General features: G+C 70.2%; 18 protein-coding genes and 1 riboswitch. Of the genes, 13 read left to right on the forward strand and 5 right to left on the reverse strand.

Annotated elements, in window-relative coordinates:
• Nucleotides 1–76: 76 nt before the first annotated feature.
• Nucleotides 77–1180 carry a BMP family lipoprotein gene (locus ACTJJZ_RS02540; protein WP_440719592.1) on the reverse strand — a complete coding sequence of 368 codons (1104 nt, stop codon included), beginning with the start codon at nt 1178–1180 and terminating at the stop codon, nt 77–79.
• A gap of 202 nt (nt 1181–1382) precedes the next feature.
• Nucleotides 1383–2498 carry a mannose-1-phosphate guanylyltransferase gene (locus tag ACTJJZ_RS02545; protein ID WP_440719593.1) on the reverse strand — a complete coding sequence of 372 codons (1116 nt, stop codon included), beginning with the start codon at nt 2496–2498 and terminating at the stop codon, nt 1383–1385.
• 192 nt (nt 2499–2690) lie between these two features.
• Here ACTJJZ_RS02545 and sdhC point away from each other — a divergent pair, with 192 nt between their 5' ends.
• The 6 genes from sdhC to ACTJJZ_RS02575 all read left to right on the forward strand — a co-directional run bounded on the left by sdhC (nt 2691) and on the right by ACTJJZ_RS02575 (nt 8446).
• Nucleotides 2691–3125 carry a succinate dehydrogenase, cytochrome b556 subunit gene (gene sdhC / locus ACTJJZ_RS02550; RefSeq protein WP_440719594.1) on the forward strand — a complete coding sequence of 145 codons (435 nt, stop codon included), beginning with the start codon at nt 2691–2693 and terminating at the stop codon, nt 3123–3125.
• Complete coding sequence (locus tag ACTJJZ_RS02555; protein ID WP_440719595.1) at nt 3125–3580, forward strand: succinate dehydrogenase hydrophobic membrane anchor subunit; 456 nt, start codon at nt 3125–3127, stop codon at nt 3578–3580. The genes sdhC and ACTJJZ_RS02555 overlap by 1 nt, the downstream gene beginning before the upstream one ends.
• 27 nt (nt 3581–3607) lie before the next feature.
• Nucleotides 3608–5434 carry a succinate dehydrogenase flavoprotein subunit gene (sdhA, locus tag ACTJJZ_RS02560; protein WP_440719596.1) on the forward strand — a complete coding sequence of 609 codons (1827 nt, stop codon included), beginning with the start codon at nt 3608–3610 and terminating at the stop codon, nt 5432–5434.
• Nucleotides 5434–6249 (forward strand): succinate dehydrogenase iron-sulfur subunit, encoded by an 816-nt coding sequence (locus tag ACTJJZ_RS02565; RefSeq protein WP_440719597.1) that lies wholly within the window; start codon nt 5434–5436, stop codon nt 6247–6249. The genes sdhA and ACTJJZ_RS02565 overlap by 1 nt, the downstream gene beginning before the upstream one ends.
• 134 nt (nt 6250–6383) lie before the next feature.
• Nucleotides 6384–7574 carry a YihY/virulence factor BrkB family protein gene (locus ACTJJZ_RS02570; RefSeq protein ID WP_440719598.1) on the forward strand — a complete coding sequence of 397 codons (1191 nt, stop codon included), beginning with the start codon at nt 6384–6386 and terminating at the stop codon, nt 7572–7574.
• Nucleotides 7575–7606: 32 nt separating this feature from the next.
• Nucleotides 7607–8446 (forward strand): exodeoxyribonuclease III, encoded by an 840-nt coding sequence (locus ACTJJZ_RS02575; RefSeq protein WP_440719599.1) that lies wholly within the window; start codon nt 7607–7609, stop codon nt 8444–8446.
• 232 nt (nt 8447–8678) lie between these two features.
• On the opposite strand, the gene ACTJJZ_RS02580 is transcribed toward ACTJJZ_RS02575, so the two are convergent.
• A complete protein-coding gene (locus tag ACTJJZ_RS02580) occupies nt 8679–9365 on the reverse strand; it encodes a DUF4166 domain-containing protein (RefSeq protein WP_440719600.1) in 687 nt (228 codons plus the stop codon).
• Complete coding sequence (locus tag ACTJJZ_RS02585; RefSeq protein WP_440719601.1) at nt 9362–9781, reverse strand: SRPBCC family protein; 420 nt, start codon at nt 9779–9781, stop codon at nt 9362–9364. The genes ACTJJZ_RS02580 and ACTJJZ_RS02585 overlap by 4 nt, the downstream gene beginning before the upstream one ends.
• A 292-nt stretch (nt 9782–10073) precedes the next feature.
• On the opposite strand from ACTJJZ_RS02585, the gene trpS reads away from it, so the two are divergent.
• Nucleotides 10074–11084 carry a tryptophan--tRNA ligase gene (trpS, locus tag ACTJJZ_RS02590; RefSeq protein ID WP_440719602.1) on the forward strand — a complete coding sequence of 337 codons (1011 nt, stop codon included), beginning with the start codon at nt 10074–10076 and terminating at the stop codon, nt 11082–11084.
• A 54-nt stretch (nt 11085–11138) separates the two neighbouring features.
• Here the strand turns inward: trpS and ACTJJZ_RS02595 are convergent, their stop codons facing one another.
• Nucleotides 11139–12020, reverse strand: coding sequence for an endonuclease domain-containing protein (locus ACTJJZ_RS02595; RefSeq protein ID WP_440719603.1), 882 nt, complete (start codon nt 12018–12020; stop codon nt 11139–11141).
• Nucleotides 12021–12268: 248 nt separating this feature from the next.
• Here ACTJJZ_RS02595 and ACTJJZ_RS02600 point away from each other — a divergent pair, with 248 nt between their 5' ends.
• The 6 genes from ACTJJZ_RS02600 to ribH all read left to right on the forward strand — a co-directional run bounded on the left by ACTJJZ_RS02600 (nt 12269) and on the right by ribH (nt 17598).
• Nucleotides 12269–12838, forward strand: a complete 570-nt coding sequence (locus tag ACTJJZ_RS02600; protein ID WP_440719604.1) for a GNAT family N-acetyltransferase — start codon at nt 12269–12271, stop codon at nt 12836–12838.
• Nucleotides 12839–12879: 41 nt separating this feature from the next.
• Nucleotides 12880–13755, forward strand: a complete 876-nt coding sequence (locus ACTJJZ_RS02605; RefSeq protein WP_440719605.1) for an Fpg/Nei family DNA glycosylase — start codon at nt 12880–12882, stop codon at nt 13753–13755.
• Between the two features lie 92 nt (nt 13756–13847).
• A riboswitch (FMN riboswitch) is annotated at nt 13848–14004 on the forward strand.
• 63 nt (nt 14005–14067) lie between these two features.
• Nucleotides 14068–15153: a bifunctional diaminohydroxyphosphoribosylaminopyrimidine deaminase/5-amino-6-(5-phosphoribosylamino)uracil reductase RibD gene (ribD, locus tag ACTJJZ_RS02610; protein WP_440719606.1), complete on the forward strand. Its 1086-nt coding sequence runs from the start codon at nt 14068–14070 to the stop codon at nt 15151–15153.
• Nucleotides 15153–15857 carry a riboflavin synthase gene (locus ACTJJZ_RS02615; protein ID WP_440719607.1) on the forward strand — a complete coding sequence of 235 codons (705 nt, stop codon included), beginning with the start codon at nt 15153–15155 and terminating at the stop codon, nt 15855–15857. The genes ribD and ACTJJZ_RS02615 overlap by 1 nt, the downstream gene beginning before the upstream one ends.
• Nucleotides 15854–17128 carry a GTP cyclohydrolase II gene (ribA, locus tag ACTJJZ_RS02620; RefSeq protein ID WP_440719608.1) on the forward strand — a complete coding sequence of 425 codons (1275 nt, stop codon included), beginning with the start codon at nt 15854–15856 and terminating at the stop codon, nt 17126–17128. Before ACTJJZ_RS02615 ends, ribA begins: the two co-directional genes overlap by 4 nt.
• A complete protein-coding gene (gene ribH, locus ACTJJZ_RS02625) occupies nt 17125–17598 on the forward strand; it encodes a 6,7-dimethyl-8-ribityllumazine synthase (RefSeq protein ID WP_440719609.1) in 474 nt (157 codons plus the stop codon). The genes ribA and ribH overlap by 4 nt, the downstream gene beginning before the upstream one ends.
• Nucleotides 17599–17667: the final 69 nt, after the last annotated feature.

A 17667-nucleotide genomic window follows, 5' to 3' on the forward strand; every position in this document is an offset into this window, starting at 1 on the left:
CTGCGGTGAGGAACGCGGCCCAGGGAACGACGGACGGTCGGGGGATATGGATCCCCCGACCGTCCATGGAGTGAACTTACTTCGGCGAACTGGGCGACTCGACCTTGATCGTGCCGTCCTCGATCTGGCTCTGCAGCTTCTTCAGCTCGTCCGTGAGACCGGCCGGCAGCTTCGACTCGAAGTCGTGGAAGCTGGACAGGCCGACGCCGCCGTTCTTCAGGGTGCCGACATAGGGCGTCCCGTCGAACTTGCCGCTCGCACCCGCCGTGACCGCGTCCTTCACGGCGACGTCGATGTTCTTCATGATCGAGACGAGCGTGACGTCCTTGACGCTCGGGTCGGCCACGACGAGGTCGCTGTCGACGCCCAGCATGACGGTCTTCTTGTTCGCACCGGCCTGGATGGCCGCGGCCGCACTGATGTAGATCGGGCCGCCGACCGGAAGGATGACGTCGGCGCCCTGGTCGAGGATGCCCTGCGCCGCCTGCTTGGCGGTGTCGTTCGCGGCGAAACCACCGGTGAACGAACCCTTCTGGGTCGCTTTGTCCCAGCCGAACGTCTGGACGCTCTTGCCCTTGTCGGAGTTGTACTTGGCGACGCCATCGACGAAGCCGTCCATGTAGATCGACACGGGCGGGATCTGCATGCCGCCGAACGTGCCGACCTTGCCGGCCTGCGAGTAGGCCGCCGCAGCGTACCCGCCGAGGTACGCCGCCTGCGCGGTATCGAACAGCAGCGGCTTGAGGTTCGACGGCGTCTTGCCGTCGGTGTCCTGGCCCGGGTCGTCGACGATCGCGTAGTCGATCTTCGGGTTGGCCTTGGCGGAGGCGACCGTTGCTGCGGAGAGGTTGAAGCCGACCGAGACGATGTAGGTGCAGCCGCCGGAGACGAGTGCCTGCATGTTCGGCGTGTAGTCGCTGGCGGCCTTCGAGGTCACCTGGGTGAACTTGACGCCGAGCGCGCTGGCGGCCGCCTTCATGCCGTTGAGCGCGGACTCGTTGAACGAGTGGTCATTGAACCCGCCGCTGTCGGAGACGATGCAGGGCTTGAAGTTCGCGTCGGCGGGCTTCGCGTTGGTCGAGCTGGCCGGGGCGGGAGCGGATCCGCATCCCGACAGGGCGACGATGACACCGGCAGCGACGGTCGCGCCGATCAGCTTCTTGGTGAGGGAGATGGTCACTCGGGCCTCCAGAACACGCACCCGCGGCCATCGCGGGTCACTTGAAGTTACCCATTGTTACGGTGATCGGGCATCCTCGTCCGATGGGCACCAGGCAATGGTTACAAACCTGAGATCATGTGCGCTCGCTCGTGCTCATATGAGCAATGCAGATTACGATCGCCCCTCTTCGGAGCGCGATCGCGCCCTGCTCCTCGGATCCTCAGAGCACGTCGCCGCGCCCGGTGAGCTTGAGCGACTCGACCACTCCCTTGACCCGCTGCGCGTGCTCGGTCGTGGTCACCAGCAGCGCGTCGGGGGTGTCCACGACGACGATGTCCTGGACGCCCACCAGGCTGATCACCCGCGAGGTCTGGCTGACCAGGATCCCGCTCGCCGCGTCGGACAGCACCCGGGCGGAGCGTCCCAGCACGGCGAGGTCGTTCTTGCGGCCGTTCAGCACGAGCTTGGCGAGCGAGGCGAAGTCGCCCACGTCGTCCCAGTCGAAGTGCCCGGGGACCACGGCGAGCCTGCCGCGCTCCGCCGCGGGCTCGGCGACCGCGTAGTCGATCGCGATCTTCGGGAGCGCCGGCCAGATCCGGTCCACGACGGGTCCGCGCCGATCCCGGTCGTCCCAGGCCTCCGCGAGTTCCATCAGCCCGGCATGCAGTGCGGGCTGGTGCAGCTCGAGCTCGGCGAGCAGCACGTCGGCGCGGGCGATGAACATGCCCGCGTTCCACAGGTAGCTGCGATCGGCGACGTACGTCTTCGCGGTCGCGAGGTCCGGCTTCTCCACGAACCGCTCGACCAGGGCGGCCTCGCGCGCGCCCTCGACCTCGAGCTCCGCACCCTGCTTGATGTAGCCGAAGCCGACCGCGGGCTCGGACGGGGTGATCCCGATCGTCACGATGTACCCCTGCCGCGCCACTTCGACGGCGTCGCGCACCGCGAACTCGAACACGCGGTTGCTGCGGATGACGTGGTCGGCGCTGAAGGATCCGATGATCACGTCGGGATCGCGGCGATGCAGGATCGCGGCGGCGAGACCGATCGCCGCCGCCGACTCACGCGGCTCCGACTCCAGGATCATGTTGCGGTCGGGGATGCCGGGCAGCTGCTCCTCGACGGCGGCACGATGCGCCCGCCCGGTGACGACCGCGATCCTGTCCTGCCCGGTGAGCGGCATGAGCCGGTCCCAGGTGTCGCGCAGCAGCGACTGCCCCGATCCGGTCAGATCGTGCAGGAACTTCGGAGCGTCGGCGCGGGACAGCGGCCACAGCCGGCTGCCGATGCCCCCGGCGGGGATGACGGCGTAGAAGTCCTTGATCGGGTTGCGCATCCCCCCAGCGTATCGATGCGGGACCGGCCCCCTCCGGCGCGCCGATCGATCGCGATCGTGCATGGACCCGATCGCGGAAGCGCATCGGACTAAGGGTCGCCTTCGTCGCTCCCAGCGATTCGACAGGAATAGGATTGCAGGGATCGGACGCCTGCGCGCCGCGATCCGCCGCTTAGATCAGGGAGGACGACTGTGTCCGCAAGCACTCGCTTGACGCCTTCGATTTCGGAAACCACCTCCAAGACGCCACGCGGCACCCTGTACCGGGGCCGTGAAGGCATGTGGTCGTGGGTTCTGCATCGCATCACCGGAATCGCCATCTTCTTCTTCCTCCTGGTGCACGTGCTGGACACGTCGCTCATCCGGGTGTCGCCGGAGGCCTACAACGCCGTCCTCGGCACGTACAAGAACCCGATCATGGGACTCGGCGAGACCGTGCTGGTCGCGGCGATCGTGTTCCACGCGCTCAACGGCCTGCGGATCATCCTGGTCGACGTCTGGTCGAAGGGCGCCCGCTACCAGCGCCAGATGTTCTGGATCGTGCTCGGCCTCTGGGTCGTGCTGATGGCGGGCTTCGCGCCCCGCCACCTGATCAACGTGTTCTCCGCTGTGGGAGGTTCGCACTGATGTCCGCCGACGTGTTCACCACGGAGCACCTCGCTGCTCCGCGCCGCCACAAGAGCGTCAACCTGGAGAAGTGGGGGTGGATCTACATGCGCGTGTCGGGCGTCGTGCTCATCGTGCTGATCTTCGGCCACCTCTTCGTGAACCTCATGCTCGGCCAGGGCATCCACGCGCTCGACTTCGCGTTCGTGGCCGGCAAGTACGCCACGCCGTTCTGGCAGTGGTGGGACGTGCTGATGCTGTGGCTCGCGCTGATCCACGGCGCGAACGGCATGCGCACGGTCGTCAACGACTACGTCGGCCACCAGGGCGTCCGCAAGACCCTCGTCGTCGTCATCGGCCTCGCCGCGGCTCTGCTGATCCTGCTCGGCACCCTGGTCGTGTTCACCTTCGACCCGTGCAACGGCGTGTTCCAGGACGGCGCGATGTGGTCGACGTGCCACGCAGCCGGCAAGTAAGACGAAGAACAGAAGAGGCAGATCCCAGTGACCACTGAGACCCAGGATTCCGTCGTCAAGAACGGCGTGCATCACCACCAGTTCGACATCGTCATCGTGGGCGCCGGCGGCGCCGGGATGCGCGCGGCGATCGAGGCCGGCCCCGGCGCCAGGACCGCGGTGATCTCCAAGCTCTACCCGACCCGCTCGCACACGGGCGCGGCGCAGGGCGGCATGGCCGCGGCGCTCGCCAACGTCGAGGAGGACAGCTGGGAGTGGCACACCTTCGACACCGTCAAGGGCGGCGACTACCTCGTCGACCAGGACGCGGCGGAGATCCTCGCGAAGGAGGCCATCGACGCGGTCATCGACCTCGAGAACATGGGCCTGCCGTTCAACCGCACGCCCGAGGGCAAGATCGACCAGCGCCGCTTCGGCGGGCACACCGCCGAGCACGGCAAGACCCCGGTCCGCCGCGCCTGCTACGCCGCCGACCGTACCGGCCACATGATCCTGCAGACGCTGTTCCAGAACTGCGTCAAGCTCGGCATCAACTTCTTCAACGAGTTCTACGTGCTCGACCTGATCACGGTGAAGGACGAGGCGGGCAAGACCGGGATCGCCGGCGTCGTCGCCTACGAGCTCGCCACCGGCGAGCTGCACGTCTTCCACGCCAAGGCCGTGATCTTCGCGACCGGCGGCTTCGGCAAGATCTTCAAGACGACCTCGAACGCGCACACCCTGACCGGGGACGGCGTCGGCATCGTCTGGCGCAAGGGCCTGCCCCTGGAGGACCTGGAGTTCTTCCAGTTCCACCCGACCGGGCTCGCAGGCCTGGGGATCCTGCTCACCGAGGGCGCCCGCGGCGAGGGCGCGATCCTGCGCAACGCGTCCGGCGAGCGCTTCATGGAGCGCTACGCCCCCACCATCAAGGACCTCGCGCCACGCGACATCGTCGCGCGCTGCATGGTCCAGGAGGTCGCGGAGGGCCGCGGCGCCGGCCCGCACAAGGACTACGTGCTGCTGGACTGCACGCACCTCGGCGCCGAGGTGCTGGAGACCAAGCTCCCCGACATCACCGAGTTCGCCCGCACCTACCTCGGGGTCGACCCCGTCGTCGAGCCGGTCCCCGTGATGCCGACCGCGCACTACGCGATGGGCGGCATCCCGACCAACAACAACGGCGAGGTCCTCGCCGACAACGACACCATCGTGCCCGGCCTGTACGCCGCCGGCGAGTGCGCGTGCGTCTCGGTGCACGGCGCCAACCGTCTCGGCACCAACTCCCTGCTGGACATCAACGTGTTCGGCAAGCGCAGCGGCCGCAACGCCGTCGAGTACGTCAAGACGGCCGAGTTCCTGCCCCTCCCCGAGGCGCCGGAGGCCGCGGTCAAGGGGATGCTCGACGGCCTGCGCAACAACGCAGGCACCGAGCGCATCGCCGTGCTGCGCAAGAAGCTGCAGGACGAGATGGACAAGGGCGCCCAGGTGTTCCGGACGCACGAGTCGCTCGAGCACGTGCTCGGCGTGATCGCGGAGCTTCGTGAGCGCTACCTCAACGTGCACGTCGACGACAAGGGCAGCCGGTTCAACACCGACCTGCTCGAGGCCGTCGAGCTCGGGTTCCTCCTCGACATCGCCGAGGTCGTCGTCTACGCCGCGCAGAACCGCGAGGAGAGCCGCGGCGGCCACATGCGCGACGACTTCCCGAAGCGCGACGACGAGAACTACCTGAAGCACACCATGGCGTACCTGACCGGCGACCCGCACTCGTCGACCCCGGCCGACCACATCAAGCTGGACTGGAAGCCCGTCGTGTTCACGAAGAACGAGCAGGGCGAGTTGAACTACCCGCCGATGGAGAGGAAGTACTGATGTCCACCGCTCAGAACCCGGCTGCTGAGCCTGTCGAAGCACAGGGTCTGGTCGCTCCGGACGCCGTCGCCGAACTCGAGGCCAACGACGACACCGGCGTGCAGTCGTTCCTGGTGACGTTCAACATCCGCCGCTTCGATCCCGAGGTGGACAGCGAGCCGCACTGGGTGGACTACGACGTGGAGTTGTACTCCACCGACCGCGTGCTCGACGCCCTGCACAAGATCAAGTGGGAGGTCGACGGGTCCCTCACCTTCCGCCGCTCCTGCGCGCACGGCATCTGCGGATCCGACGCGATGCGCATCAACGGCCGCAACCGGCTCGCCTGCAAGACCCTGATCAAGGACCTGGACATCTCCAAGCCGATCTACGTCGAGGCGATCAAGGGCCTGCCGCTGGAGAAGGATCTCGTCGTCGACATGGATCCGTTCTTCGCCGCGTACCGCGAGGTGAAGCCGTTCCTGCTCGCCACGAGCGAGCCGCCGAAGGGCAAGGAGCGCGTGCAGTCGATCGCCGACCGTGCGATCTTCGACGACACCACCAAGTGCATCCTGTGCGCCGCGTGCACCTCGTCGTGCCCCGTGTTCTGGACCGACGGGCAGTACTTCGGCCCCGCCGCGATCGTGAACGCGCACCGCTTCATCTTCGACTCCCGCGACGACGGCGCCGACGTGCGCCTGGACATCCTCAACGACAAGGAGGGCGTGTGGCGCTGCCGCACGACCTTCAACTGCACCGAGGCCTGCCCCCGTGGCATCGAGGTCACCAAGGCGATCGCGGAGGTCAAGCAGGCCGTCCTGCGCGGCCGTCCCTGAGCCGGTCTGATCCCGAGAGGCGCCACCCGATGCGGGTGGCGCCTCTTCGCGTCCCCGCCGCTGTCCGTCCGGGTACCGGCCGCTCGCTCGTCCCCGCCGCTGTCCGGGTCCCGGCGGCTCGCTAGGGTGAGTGGGTGGTCGATTCCGGAGCGGAGCTGCGCGAACGGCTCGAGGCGCCGATCGAGCGCGCGGCCGAGATCACCCGCCGCACCATGCAGGTCTTCCCGATCCGGGTATGGCGCCGATTCCTGCGCCGCAACGGCTTCCTGCTCTCGGCCGGGCTGGCGTATCAGGGGCTCTTCGCCGTCTTCGCGCTGCTCTACATCGCCTTCGCCTCCGCGGGGCTCTGGCTCGGCGGGAGCGAGCGGGCGATCCGGTTCGTCACCGCCGTCGCCAACAGCTACGTCCCCGGGATCGTCGGCGAGCACGGGCTGGTGCACCCGGACGACGTGCAGGAGATCGCGGCCTCCTCGACCGGAGTGCTGAGCGTCACCGGCATCATCGCCGCGATGGTGGTGGTCTGGACAGCAAGCACGGCGATCACCTTCGCCCGGCGCGCGGTGCGCGACATGTTCGGCCTCGCCTACGACGCCCGCAGCGTCGTGCTGCTGAAGATCCGGGACGTCCTCGCCGCCCTCGCCTTCGGGCTCGCACTGCTGCTCGGCTCCGTCCTCGGCTTCACCGGCGTCTGGACGCTGCGGCAGATGTCCGCGCTGCTGGGATGGAGCCTCAGCACCCCCGCCTTCGAGGTGATCACACGGCTGGGCTCGATGGTCGTGATGTTCGCGATCGACACGACCGCGCTCGCCCTCCTCGTGGGCTTCCTCACCGGCACCAGGCTGCACTGGCGGACGATCCGGCCCGGAGCGCTGCTCGGCGGTGCGGCCGTCGTGATCCTCCAGCTCGGCGCCGGCCTGCTGCTCGCGCACACGCCGACGAATCCGCTGCTGGCGACCTTCGCGGTGATCGTCGCGATGCTGCTGTGGTGCCGGTCGGTGGCCCTGGTCGTGCTCGTCGCCGCCTGCTGGATCGCACTGACCGCCGAAGACCGGGATCAGCCGCTGGCGGACGAGGATGCGGTGCGCGGCGCCGAGCTGGAGTCCCTCGAGCTCGCCGCACGCGTCCGGCTGCGGCGTGCGACGGATGCGTATGCGCGAGCGCCGTGGTGGCGTCGGCGCGCTGCTTCTCGGGAGCGTCAGCGCGCCAGGCAGGAGTGGGAGGCCGCCGCGGACGAGCTCGAGACGCATCGGATCCTGATCCGCCGAGGGTCGCGGACCCGGCGGGCTGTCGCGCCGTCGAGAGCACGCCCCCGCCGCTCTCCGTGAGCGATGTCCGACGCCGTCGTTAGGCTTGGTGCATGCCCCATCTGCGTATCGCCACGGTCAACGTCAACGGGATCCGCGCCGCGGTCCGCAACGGCATGCACACCTGGCTCGACGACTCCGGCGTGGACGTGCTCACCCTGCAGGAGGTCAGGGCGCAGGACGAGCACCTCGAGGCCGCGTTCCCCGGCTGGTCGATCCTGCACGACGAGGCGACGGCCAAGGGCCGCGCCGGCGTCGCGGTGCTCAGCCGCGAGCCCGCGCTCGCCGCGCGCACGGAGTTCGGCCCCGAGGACTTCGACTCCAAGGGCCGCTGGCTCGAGGCCGACTTCCTGCTCGGCGGCATCCCCCTCACGGTCGTCAGCGCCTACGTGCACAGCGGCGAGGCCGACACCCCGAAGCAGCTCGAGAAGTGGAAGTTCCTCGACGCGATGACCGTGCGGATGGGCGAGCTCGGCGCCGAGGACGCACTCGCCCTGGTCACCGGCGACCTCAACGTGGGTCATCGCGAGCTCGACATCAAGAACTGGCGCGGCAACCGCACCAAGGCCGGATTCCTGCCGCGGGAACGCGCCTATTTCGATCGGTTCCTGGGGCCCGCGGGCGAGCAGGTGACGGGCGTCGACGGCTCGACCGGGTCCGGGCTCGGCTGGATCGACGTCGGCCGCGCCGCCCACGGCGAGGTGGACGGCCCGTACACGTGGTGGACCATGCGCGGCCAGGCCTTCGACAACGACGCCGGCTGGCGGATCGACTACCACCTGGCCACGCCGGCCCTCGGGACGCGTGCGACCGGTTATCACGTCGCCCGCGCCGCCACCTATGCCGAGCGATGGAGCGACCACACCCCGGTCGTGGTCGACTACACGTACTGACGCGGCCGGTGCGGCCAGGAGCAGCCGACAGGAGAGCCGGATCGGGCGGCTCCGTCGGCGGCCTGGTCGCGGCGGCCGCTCGGTCTGGCCTCGTAGCGGCCGCTCGGTCTGGCCTCGTAGCGGCCGCTCGGTCTGGCCGCGTCGCGGCCGCTCGGTCTGGCCGCGTCGCGGCGGCGGCTCGGTCTGGCCGCGTCGCGGCGGCGGCTCGGTCTGGCCGCGTCGCGGCGGCGGCTCAGTCCCGGAGCTCCTCGCGATACGGCTTCGCGGTCTCCGGCGCGTCCTGGCCCTCCGGGAATTCGCAGGTGAACTCCCCGCGGTAGCCGAAGAGCAGACCGACGACCCGGTTGCGGACCTCGAGGTCGATCACGAAGAGTCCTCGCTCGTCGTCGAAGCGCTCAGTCAGGAAGGCGCGACCGCTGAACATCAGCGGGAAGCGGAACGCGATCGGCCCTTCGTAGAAGCGCTGCGCACCGGAGACCAGCCTCAGCGCCCCGTCGTCGGTGACCGACAGCTCAAGCTCCACGGCGAGATGCTGGTGGGTGCCGAGATAGTCGACGACGCGGCCGCGCGCCTCGCTGTAGATCATGGTGGCGTCGAAACGGCGCCGCCGCCCCGGCCGCACGTTCATGGTGCGCGCGAAGGTGACCGTCTCGCGCCCGAAGCCGTCGACGTAGGCGTGGTTGTCGATCCGGAACGGGATCCCCCGGCCCTTCTCCGGGAACATGATGTTGCGCGCGGATCCGAGGGCGAGGAACGGCACCGTCCACCACGGCCCGCGCCGCACCTCGGTCATCACGCCGCGGCCCACGCAGCCGTACCCGGCGGCGACCCCGACGCCGAACCGCCGCTGCAGCTGCGGATGGAGCCGTGCGAAGTCCGCTCCCAGGGCACGGACGAAGACGCCCTCCGCCGCGGTCACTGTGCGATCTCCGCGAGAGAGGCGGGTGCGTCCTGCATGACCCCGCGGCCGCGCTGCGGTGGTCGTGACAGGCACCGGCGAGCTCGCGCCCGCGGGCGCCGTCCCGGCCGCATCGCCCGCCACAGCGATGTCTGTTCCGGCGCGACGCCCGCCTCGGCCCAGAGCCGCAGGCGATCGAAGCTCCTGGCCGTGAGCCACCACACGAACGGGCGGACCACCAGCGGATCCAGCGCACGGCCGAGTGCGCCCCAGCCGGGCTCGTAGTCGTAACCGGTGAGGAAGCGCACGCCGTCGTCCGTCGGGATGTAGCGCCAGTAGCCCCTCCCCTTGCGGAGCGGGGAGAGCCGATCCGCGGAGTCGAACACGAGCGCGGACGTGCGTTCGCCGTGGCCGCCGTGCCGGGTTCCGAGCGACACCCGTGCCGTGGATGGTGTGCAGCCAGAGCCCGCGCTCGTACACGAACTCCTGCGCGCCGTCCTCGCGCGTGCGCACCGGTCGGATCGCGCTGAACCGGGCATCCCAGCGGACGTGCCGCCGGGGATCCTGGGTCAGCTCCCACACCCTCTCGAGCGGGGCCCTGATGGTGATCTCGACATACAGTGCACGCTCTCTGCGCCGCGTGGCGCGCGAGTTGTGCCGGGGAACCGCCATGAGGCAAAGCCTAGAGGCAGGGCAGGACGGGCATGGGGCGCCCCATAGGATTGTCGGGTGACGAAACCCCGCCTCTACTCCGGAATGCAGCCCTCCGCCGACTCCCTCCAGGCCGGCAACTACATCGGGGCGCTGCTGCAGTGGCGGGACCTGCAGAACTCCTACGACGCGTTCTTCTCCGTCGTCGATCTGCACGCCATCACCGTGCCGCAGGACCCGGCCGAGCTCCGCGAGAAGACCCGGCGCACGGCCGCGCAGTACATCGCCGCCGGCATCGAGCCCTCGCAGTCGACGCTCTACGTGCAGTCGCACGTGCGCGCGCACGCCGAGCTGGCGTGGATCCTGAGCACGATCACCGGCTTCGGCGAGGCCGGCCGGATGACGCAGTTCAAGGACAAGTCGTCGCGGTTCGGCGCCGACGCGACCTCCGTGGGCCTGTTCACCTACCCGGTGCTGATGGCCGCCGACATCCTGTTGTACCAGACCGACGTGGTGCCCGTCGGCGACGATCAGAAGCAGCACGTCGAGCTGACCCGCGACCTCGCGGAGCGGTTCAACGCCCGCTTCGGCGAGACGTTCGTGGTGCCGATCCCGGTGATCCAGAAGGACACCGCCCGCATCTACGACCTGCAGAACCCGACCTCGAAGATGTCGAAGTCGGCGGAGTCCGATGCCGGAGTGCTGTGGCTGCTGGACGACCCGGCGAAGTCGGCGAAGAAGATCATGCGCGCGGTCACCGACAACGAGGGATCCGTGCGTTACGACCGCGAGAACAAGCCCGGTGTCTCGAACCTGCTCACGATCTATGCGGCGCTGACCGGACGTCAGATCGCGGCGATCGAGGACGAGTACGCGGGTCGCGGCTACGGCGACTTCAAGAAGGGCCTCGCCGAGGTGGTCGTGAACGAGTTCGGGCCGGTGCGCGAGCGCGCGAACCAGCTGCTCTCCGACCCCGCCGAGCTGGACCGCATCCTGGCTGCCAACGCCGCGAAGGCCGACGAGGTCGCCGACAAGACCCTCGCCGACGTCTACGACCGGGTCGGCCTGCTCCGCCGGGTGGTGCTGTAGGCGCTTCCCCTGGGCCTTCGCCTTTCGACATGGTCGCGCCCGCGCGTCCCAAAGTCAGTCGATTCGGCTTCTCGCTGAGCCGCTGACGGCCGAGATCCCGCGATCGACTGAGTTCGGAACGATGCGGCGGCGCGCAGGGCGGAAGCCGCGCATTCCCCGCAGCGCCGCGACGACCCCTGCTCGGTCGTACATGATGTCCTCGGCGACGAGCCGGAGGACGCAGAACCCCAGCGCTGCGAGGCGCCGATCGCGCTCGTAATCGCGTACTCGCTGCGCCCAGTCTTCGTGGTGCGCCCTGGAGTCGCATTCGACGACGAGCCATCCGTCGAGCACCAGATCCACGCGACCGAAGTCGAACTGGACCTGAGGCACCACCTCGAAACCCAGCGCACGCGCCGCAAGACGGACCAGCGTCTCCGGCCCGGACTCCGCCCGCCCGTCGACCAGGCGGCGCAGGACCCGCTTTCTTCGGGGTGCGAGTTCGAATACCTCGTCGAGCCCGTGCAGGTCGATCAGACCTTGATGCAGCGCGCTGTCCAGCGACGCCACGGCGTCCCGCGGCTGCTGACAGCACAGCGATTGGGCGAGCGCCTCGACGAGGGGCACGGTCAGGTCGTTCCACGGCGCGGAGCACGTGCGCCAATGTCGCGTGATGCGCGGCGACGGTTGCGCCTGCCGAGCGGAGTGCGGCGTCATCTGCACGTGCAGCGGATGCCTGTCCCGGACGAAGACCCCGGCAAGCGTCAGCGCGGTGACGCAATCGGCTCTCCCGCCGAGACGACCGGCATGGACGGCCGTCTCCGAGCAGCCCGTGGTCGTGTACTGCCCCTGACGCAACCGGATCAGGCGGCCGTCGCGCGCCGCCTGCGCGATCGACCTGGTCGTGTACCCCTGGGCGCGCAGTTCGAAGGTCTTGAATCGCTGGTCGTTCATCATCCCCTGAGGCTGGCGATCCCGGAGGTGCCGCGGACCCGTGCCACCGGGAACGGTGCGGAACGGCGCCATCGGCGCGCCTGCGGAGGGCGAAGAACCGCCGGCGCGACGAAGAACCGCCGGCGCCTCGTTCCGAACTCAGTCGATTCGGCGCGCAATCACGGCAACGCCGGTGCTGCAGCGGAAATCGACTGAGTTTCGAACGGCGCGCGACGACGAACCGCACCCGCGGGCCCGTTTAGGCTGAACCGATGGAACCGGTCGAGCTGCGTACGCGGCGCCTGGCCCTGCGCCCACCCGCATTCGCCGACGTCGACGCGATCACGGCGGCCTGCCAGGATCCGGAGATCCCGCGCTGGACCACCGTGCCGAGCCCGTACGCTCGCGCCGATGCCGAGGACTACGTCCGTCTGGTCGGCCAGTGGTGGGAGGACGGATCCCAGACGGTATGGGCGGCGTACGCCGACGGCGTGATCGTCGCGTCGATCGGCCTGCATCACATCGTCAAACACGCCAGCGGAGGCGACGCCGAGCTCGGTTACTGGGTCGCCGCGCCAGCCCGCGGACGCGGATACCTGACCGAGGCCGCACGCGCCGTGATCGACTGGGGCTTCACAGAGCTCGGACTCGCCCGCATCACCTGGCGCGCGGTGGTCGGCAACGTGGCGTCCGCCCGCAGCGCCCGTGCGCTCGGATTCCGCTTCGAGGGTGTGCAGCGCCAGGTCCTCACCGGTCCTCGCGGCCGGGATGACGGATGGGTCGCAGGACTGCTGCGCACCGACGATCGCGCGCCGGTCCCCTGGCCGATCGATCTGAGCTGAGACGCCGCCCGGATGTCCCCGCTCGGTGGCAGGATGAACCCATGCCGGAGATGCCTGAGGTGCAGGGGCTGGTCGACTTCCTCGCGGATCGCGCGGTCGGCCTGACGATCACGCGCGCGTCTGTGTCGGCGATCTCCGCGCTGAAGACCTTCGATCCGCCGGTGACGGCCCTGGCCGGATCGCGGGTGAGCGGCGCGGCCCGGCACGGCAAGTTCCTGGATCTCACGCTGGAGAGCGACGCCGAGCCGAACCTGCACTTCGTCTTCCACCTCGCGAAGGCCGGGTGGCTGCGCTGGTACGACGCGCTGCCGGCGACGCTGATCCGGCCGGGAAAATCCCCGATCGCGATGCGGATCGCCTTCGACGACGGCAGCGGCTTCGACCTCACAGAGGCGGGGACGAAGAAGTCGCTCGCGGCCTACGTGGTGCGGGATCCGGCGGAGGTGCCGGGGATCGCCCGGCTCGGTCCGGACCCGCTGGATCCGTCGTTCACGCGGGACGCGTTCGCCGCGCTGCTCGAAGGCCGGCGCACTCAGATCAAGGGCCTGCTGCGGGATCAGGGCGTGATCGCCGGGATCGGCAACGCCTACTCGGACGAGATCCTGCACGCAGCGCGGATGTCGCCGTATGCTCCCGCCGGCGGCCTCGGCGCGGATGACGTGACCCGGCTCTACGACGCGATGGAGAGCACGCTGCGCGACGCGGTGGCCGAGGCCACCGGGAAGCCCCCCGCCGATCTCAAGGACGCCAAGCGGCGGGGCATGCAGGTGCACGGCCGGCGCGGCGAGACCTGCCCGGTGTGCGGCGACACGGTGCGCAGCGTGTTCTTCGCCGACCGCTCGCTCGAGTACTGCCCCACCTGTCAGACCGGCGGAAAGGTGCTCGCCGACCGGCGGCTGTCCCGCCTGCTGAAATGAGGCGTCGGCGAGGCGGGCGCACGTCACCGCACGTCACAGGAGCATTCGCCGGAATGAATCGGATGGAGAGGTGTTGAGTAAGCTGAGAGCAGTAACGTGCTCCGGGGTCGGTGAGAATCCGAACCGGCGGTGACAGTCCGCGAACCGAGGTCGCATCCGAGATGCGACCGAGGCCGACCCGGTGGAATTCCGGGACCGACGGTGATGCGAGCGAGACGCTCGCGAGTCCGGATGAGAGGCAGCACGCATGATCGCCGTGCGCCTTGCCCCGGGCATCCGAACCCCTGATCAGGACAAGGAAGCGACAGCGACATGACCGTGACGGCGGCGGAGCACGCGGCGATGCTGCGCGCCCTCGAGATCGCCGATCGCGGCCCTCGCGGGGTGAACCCGCAGGTCGGCGCCGTGATCCTCTCCCCCTCCGGAGACGTGCTCGCCGAGGGCTGGCACCGCGGCGCGGGCACCCCGCATGCGGAGGTCGACGCGCTCTCCCGGCTCTCCCCCGCGCAGCGGCGCGGAGCCACCGCGGTGGTCACCCTCGAACCCTGCAACCACACCGGACGCACCGGCCCCTGCGCGGTCGCACTCGTCGAGGCCGGCGTGGCCAGAGTCGTCTACGCGCTGGACGATCCGGGCGATCACTCCGGCGGCGGGGCGGACCGCCTGCGCGCGGCGGGCGTGCAGGTCGTCGCCGGCGAGCAGGCCGACGCCGCTCGCGCGCTCATCGCCGGCTGGCTCGCCGTGCAGCGGCTCGGCCGCCCGCATGTCACCGTGAAGTGGGCGCAGAGCCTGGACGGACGAGCGGCCGCGGCGGACGGATCCAGCCAGTGGATCACCGGTCCGGAGGCGCGCGCCGACGTGCACAGGCGCCGCGCCGAGGCCGACGCGATCGTCGTCGGCACCGGCACCGTGCTCGTCGACGATCCGGCGCTCACGGCCCGCGACGGCGATGCGCTGCTGCCGCATCAGCCCATCCCCGTCGTGATCGGCGCGCGGGACACGCCCGCGGATGCGGCGCTGCGCCGGCACCCGCACGAGCCCCTGTTCTACCCGCAGCACGACCTCCACGCGGTCCTCGAGGACCTCCGCGGAAGCGGCGTGCAGCGCGTCTTCGTCGAGGGCGGCCCCACGCTCGCGAGCGCGTTCCTCGCCGCCGGTCTCGCGGACGACGTGCTGGCGTATCTCGCACCGGTGCTGCTCGGCGGCCCGCGGCTCGCACTCACCGACATCGGCGTCGCCACGATCGCCGAGGCCCGGCGCCTCGTGGTCGACGAGTGGCTTCCGCTCGGACCCGACCTGCTGGCGATCGCCCGCGTCGAGGCGCCGGACCCAGTCCTGACAAACGCGGGCGGAAGCGCCGCCCGCACCGAGACCACCCGGAACGAGGGAGGATCCTGATGTTCACCGGAATCATCGAGGAGATCGGCGAGATCACCGCGATCGCGCCCGCCGGCGACGGCTGGCGGCTGACCGTGCGCGCGCCGAGGGCCGCATCCGACGCAGTGCACGGCGAGTCCATCGCCGTGAGCGGCGTGTGCCTCACGGTCGTGGGATCCACCGACTCGACCTTCGACACCGACGTGATGAAGCAGACGCTGGACGTGGCGGCGATCGGCCGGGCGGCCGTGGGCACGCGCGTCAACATCGAGAAGGCCATGCCGGTCGGCGCGCGACTGGGCGGCCACATCGTGCAGGGACACGTCGACGGCGTCGGCACGGTGCTCGAGGTGCGGCCTGGCGCCGAGTGGAGCGTGCTGCGGATCTCGCTGCCGCACGACCTCGCCGCGCTCGTCGTCGACAAGGGATCCATCTCCGTGGACGGCACGTCCCTGACGGTCAGCGCCGTGAGCGCACCGCCCGCCGCGCGAGGCACGGGATCCTCGGCGAGCTCGTCGACCGAGCACTGGTTCGAGGTCTCGCTGATCCCGGAGACCCTCGCCGCGACGACCCTCGGATCCCGGACGGTCGGCGACGTCGTCAACCTCGAGACCGACATCCTCGCCCGGCACGTCGAGCGGCTGCTCGCGTTCCGGTCCGCCGATTCCGCTGGCAGCCTGGCCGCAGGCGCCGGCGCCGCTACCCCGGAAGGAGGCTCGCGATGAGCCTTTCCACGATCCCCGAGGCGCTGGAGTCGCTCCGCGCCGGCCGCCCCGTGCTCGTCGCGGACGATGAGAACCGCGAGAACGAGGGCGACGTCATCCTCTCCGCCGAGCTCGCCTCGCCGGAGTGGATCGCGTGGACCGTGCGCTGGACGTCGGGCTACCTGTGCGCTCCCATGCCCGCCGACGTGGCGGACGCGCTGAACCTGCCGCCGATGGTGGAGTCCAACGAGGACGCCCGCGGCACCGCGTACACGATCAGCGTGGACGCGGCCTCCGGCGTCACCACCGGGATCAGCGCGGCCGACCGCGCGCGCACCCTGAACGTGCTCGCGAACGCCGCATCCGTCCCCGGCGATCTGATCCGCCCCGGACACGTGCTGCCGCTGCGCGCCGTCGACGGCGGAGTGCGCGAGCGCAGCGGTCACACCGAGGCGGCCGTCGAGCTGATGCGCCTGGCGGGCCTGCGCCCGGTCGGCGCAATCGCCGAGGTCGTCGCCGAGGACGGGGGGATGATGCGCCTTCCCGGTCTGCTCGAGCTCGGGGAGCGCGACGGCATCCCGGTGATCACGATCGAACAGCTCATCGCCTACCTCGACGAGCACGAGCCGCTCGATTCCGCACCACCGAAGCGCCGCCGCGTGAGCCTGCGCGCCGACGCCACGGTGCCCACCACGCACGGCGTCTTCCGGTTCCTCGCCTACAAGGACAGGATCACCGGCACCGACCACATCGCGGTCGTCTCCGGCGAGCCCAGCGACACCGCCCTGGTCCGTGTGCACTCCGAGTGCCTCACCGGCGAGGCGTTCGGCTCGCTCAAGTGCGAGTGCGGCCCGCAGCTCGAGGCGGCGCTCGACGCGATCGAGCAGGAGGGCGGCATCGTCATCTACATGCGCGGCCACGAGGGACGCGGGATCGGCCTGATCAACAAGCTGCGCGCGTACAGCCTGCAGGAGGAGGGGCTCGACACCGTCGACGCCAACCTCGCCCTCGGGCTGCCCGCCGACGCCCGCGACTACGCGGCGGCTGCCGGGATCCTCACCGACCTGGGCGTGTCGAAGGTGCGGCTGCTGACCAACAACACGGACAAGGTCGCGCAGCTGCGCGAGCTCGGCCTGGACGTCATCGAGCAGGTCCCGCTGATCGTCGGCGTCGGCCCCAACAACCACCAGTACCTGGAGACCAAGCGCGACCGGATGGGGCACATCATCGGCGAGTCCGAACTCGCCGCCGCCCTGGCCGTGAACGCCGAGCACGGAGAGGACCACGCATGAGCGGCGCAGGAGCACCGGCCACCGGAGGATTCGACGCGAGCGGCCTCGACGTCGTCATCGTCGCCGGCACCTGGCACCAGACCATCACCGACGGGCTCATCGCGGGCGCGCAGCGCGTGCTCGAGTCCACCGGGGCGAACCACCGCCTCGTGCGGGTGCCCGGCTCGTTCGAGCTCGCCGTCGCGGCGCAGGCCGCTTTCGCCGGCGGTGCCGATGCCGTGGTCGCCCTCGGCGTGATCATCCGCGGCGGCACCCCGCACTTCGAGTACGTCTCCGCAGCCACCACGGACGGCCTCACCCGCGTCTCGCTCGACGCCGGCAAGCCGGTGGGCTTCGGCGTGCTCACCCTCGACGACGAGCAGCAGGGTCTCGAGCGCGCCGGGCTCGAGGGCTCCAAGGAGGACAAGGGCGCGGAGGCGGCGGACGCCGCCCTCCGCACCGCCCAGGTCATCCGGTCGTTGCGCGGCTGACCCGGGACCGGGGCGGTCGGGCCGTGCGGCCGGGCGGCCACGGCGTTCCAGCGCGTCCACCCGGCCGCA

The sequence above is a fragment of the Microbacterium sp. 22242 genome (genome assembly GCF_052045495.1).
Taxonomy (GTDB): Bacteria; Actinomycetota; Actinomycetes; order Actinomycetales; family Microbacteriaceae; genus Microbacterium.

What these genes read in the sequence shown, in the direction of transcription:
- ribA (WP_440719608.1), top strand. Translation starts at nt 15,854, where the DNA reads ATGAGCCTTTCCACGATCCCCGAGGCGCTGGAGTCGCTCCGCGCCGGC.
- ACTJJZ_RS02565 (WP_440719597.1), top strand. Translation starts at nt 5,434, where the DNA reads ATGTCCACCGCTCAGAACCCGGCTGCTGAGCCTGTCGAAGCACAGGGT.
- ribH (WP_440719609.1), top strand. Translation starts at nt 17,125, where the DNA reads ATGAGCGGCGCAGGAGCACCGGCCACCGGAGGATTCGACGCGAGCGGC.
- ACTJJZ_RS02545 (WP_440719593.1), bottom strand. Translation starts at nt 2,498, where the DNA reads ATGCGCAACCCGATCAAGGACTTCTACGCCGTCATCCCCGCCGGGGGC.
- ACTJJZ_RS02605 (WP_440719605.1), top strand. Translation starts at nt 12,880, where the DNA reads ATGCCGGAGATGCCTGAGGTGCAGGGGCTGGTCGACTTCCTCGCGGAT.
- ACTJJZ_RS02575 (WP_440719599.1), top strand. Translation starts at nt 7,607, where the DNA reads ATGCCCCATCTGCGTATCGCCACGGTCAACGTCAACGGGATCCGCGCC.
- ACTJJZ_RS02615 (WP_440719607.1), top strand. Translation starts at nt 15,153, where the DNA reads ATGTTCACCGGAATCATCGAGGAGATCGGCGAGATCACCGCGATCGCG.
- ribD (WP_440719606.1), top strand. Translation starts at nt 14,068, where the DNA reads ATGACCGTGACGGCGGCGGAGCACGCGGCGATGCTGCGCGCCCTCGAG.
- ACTJJZ_RS02600 (WP_440719604.1), top strand. Translation starts at nt 12,269, where the DNA reads ATGGAACCGGTCGAGCTGCGTACGCGGCGCCTGGCCCTGCGCCCACCC.
- ACTJJZ_RS02595 (WP_440719603.1), bottom strand. Translation starts at nt 12,020, where the DNA reads ATGATGAACGACCAGCGATTCAAGACCTTCGAACTGCGCGCCCAGGGG.
- ACTJJZ_RS02555 (WP_440719595.1), top strand. Translation starts at nt 3,125, where the DNA reads ATGTCCGCCGACGTGTTCACCACGGAGCACCTCGCTGCTCCGCGCCGC.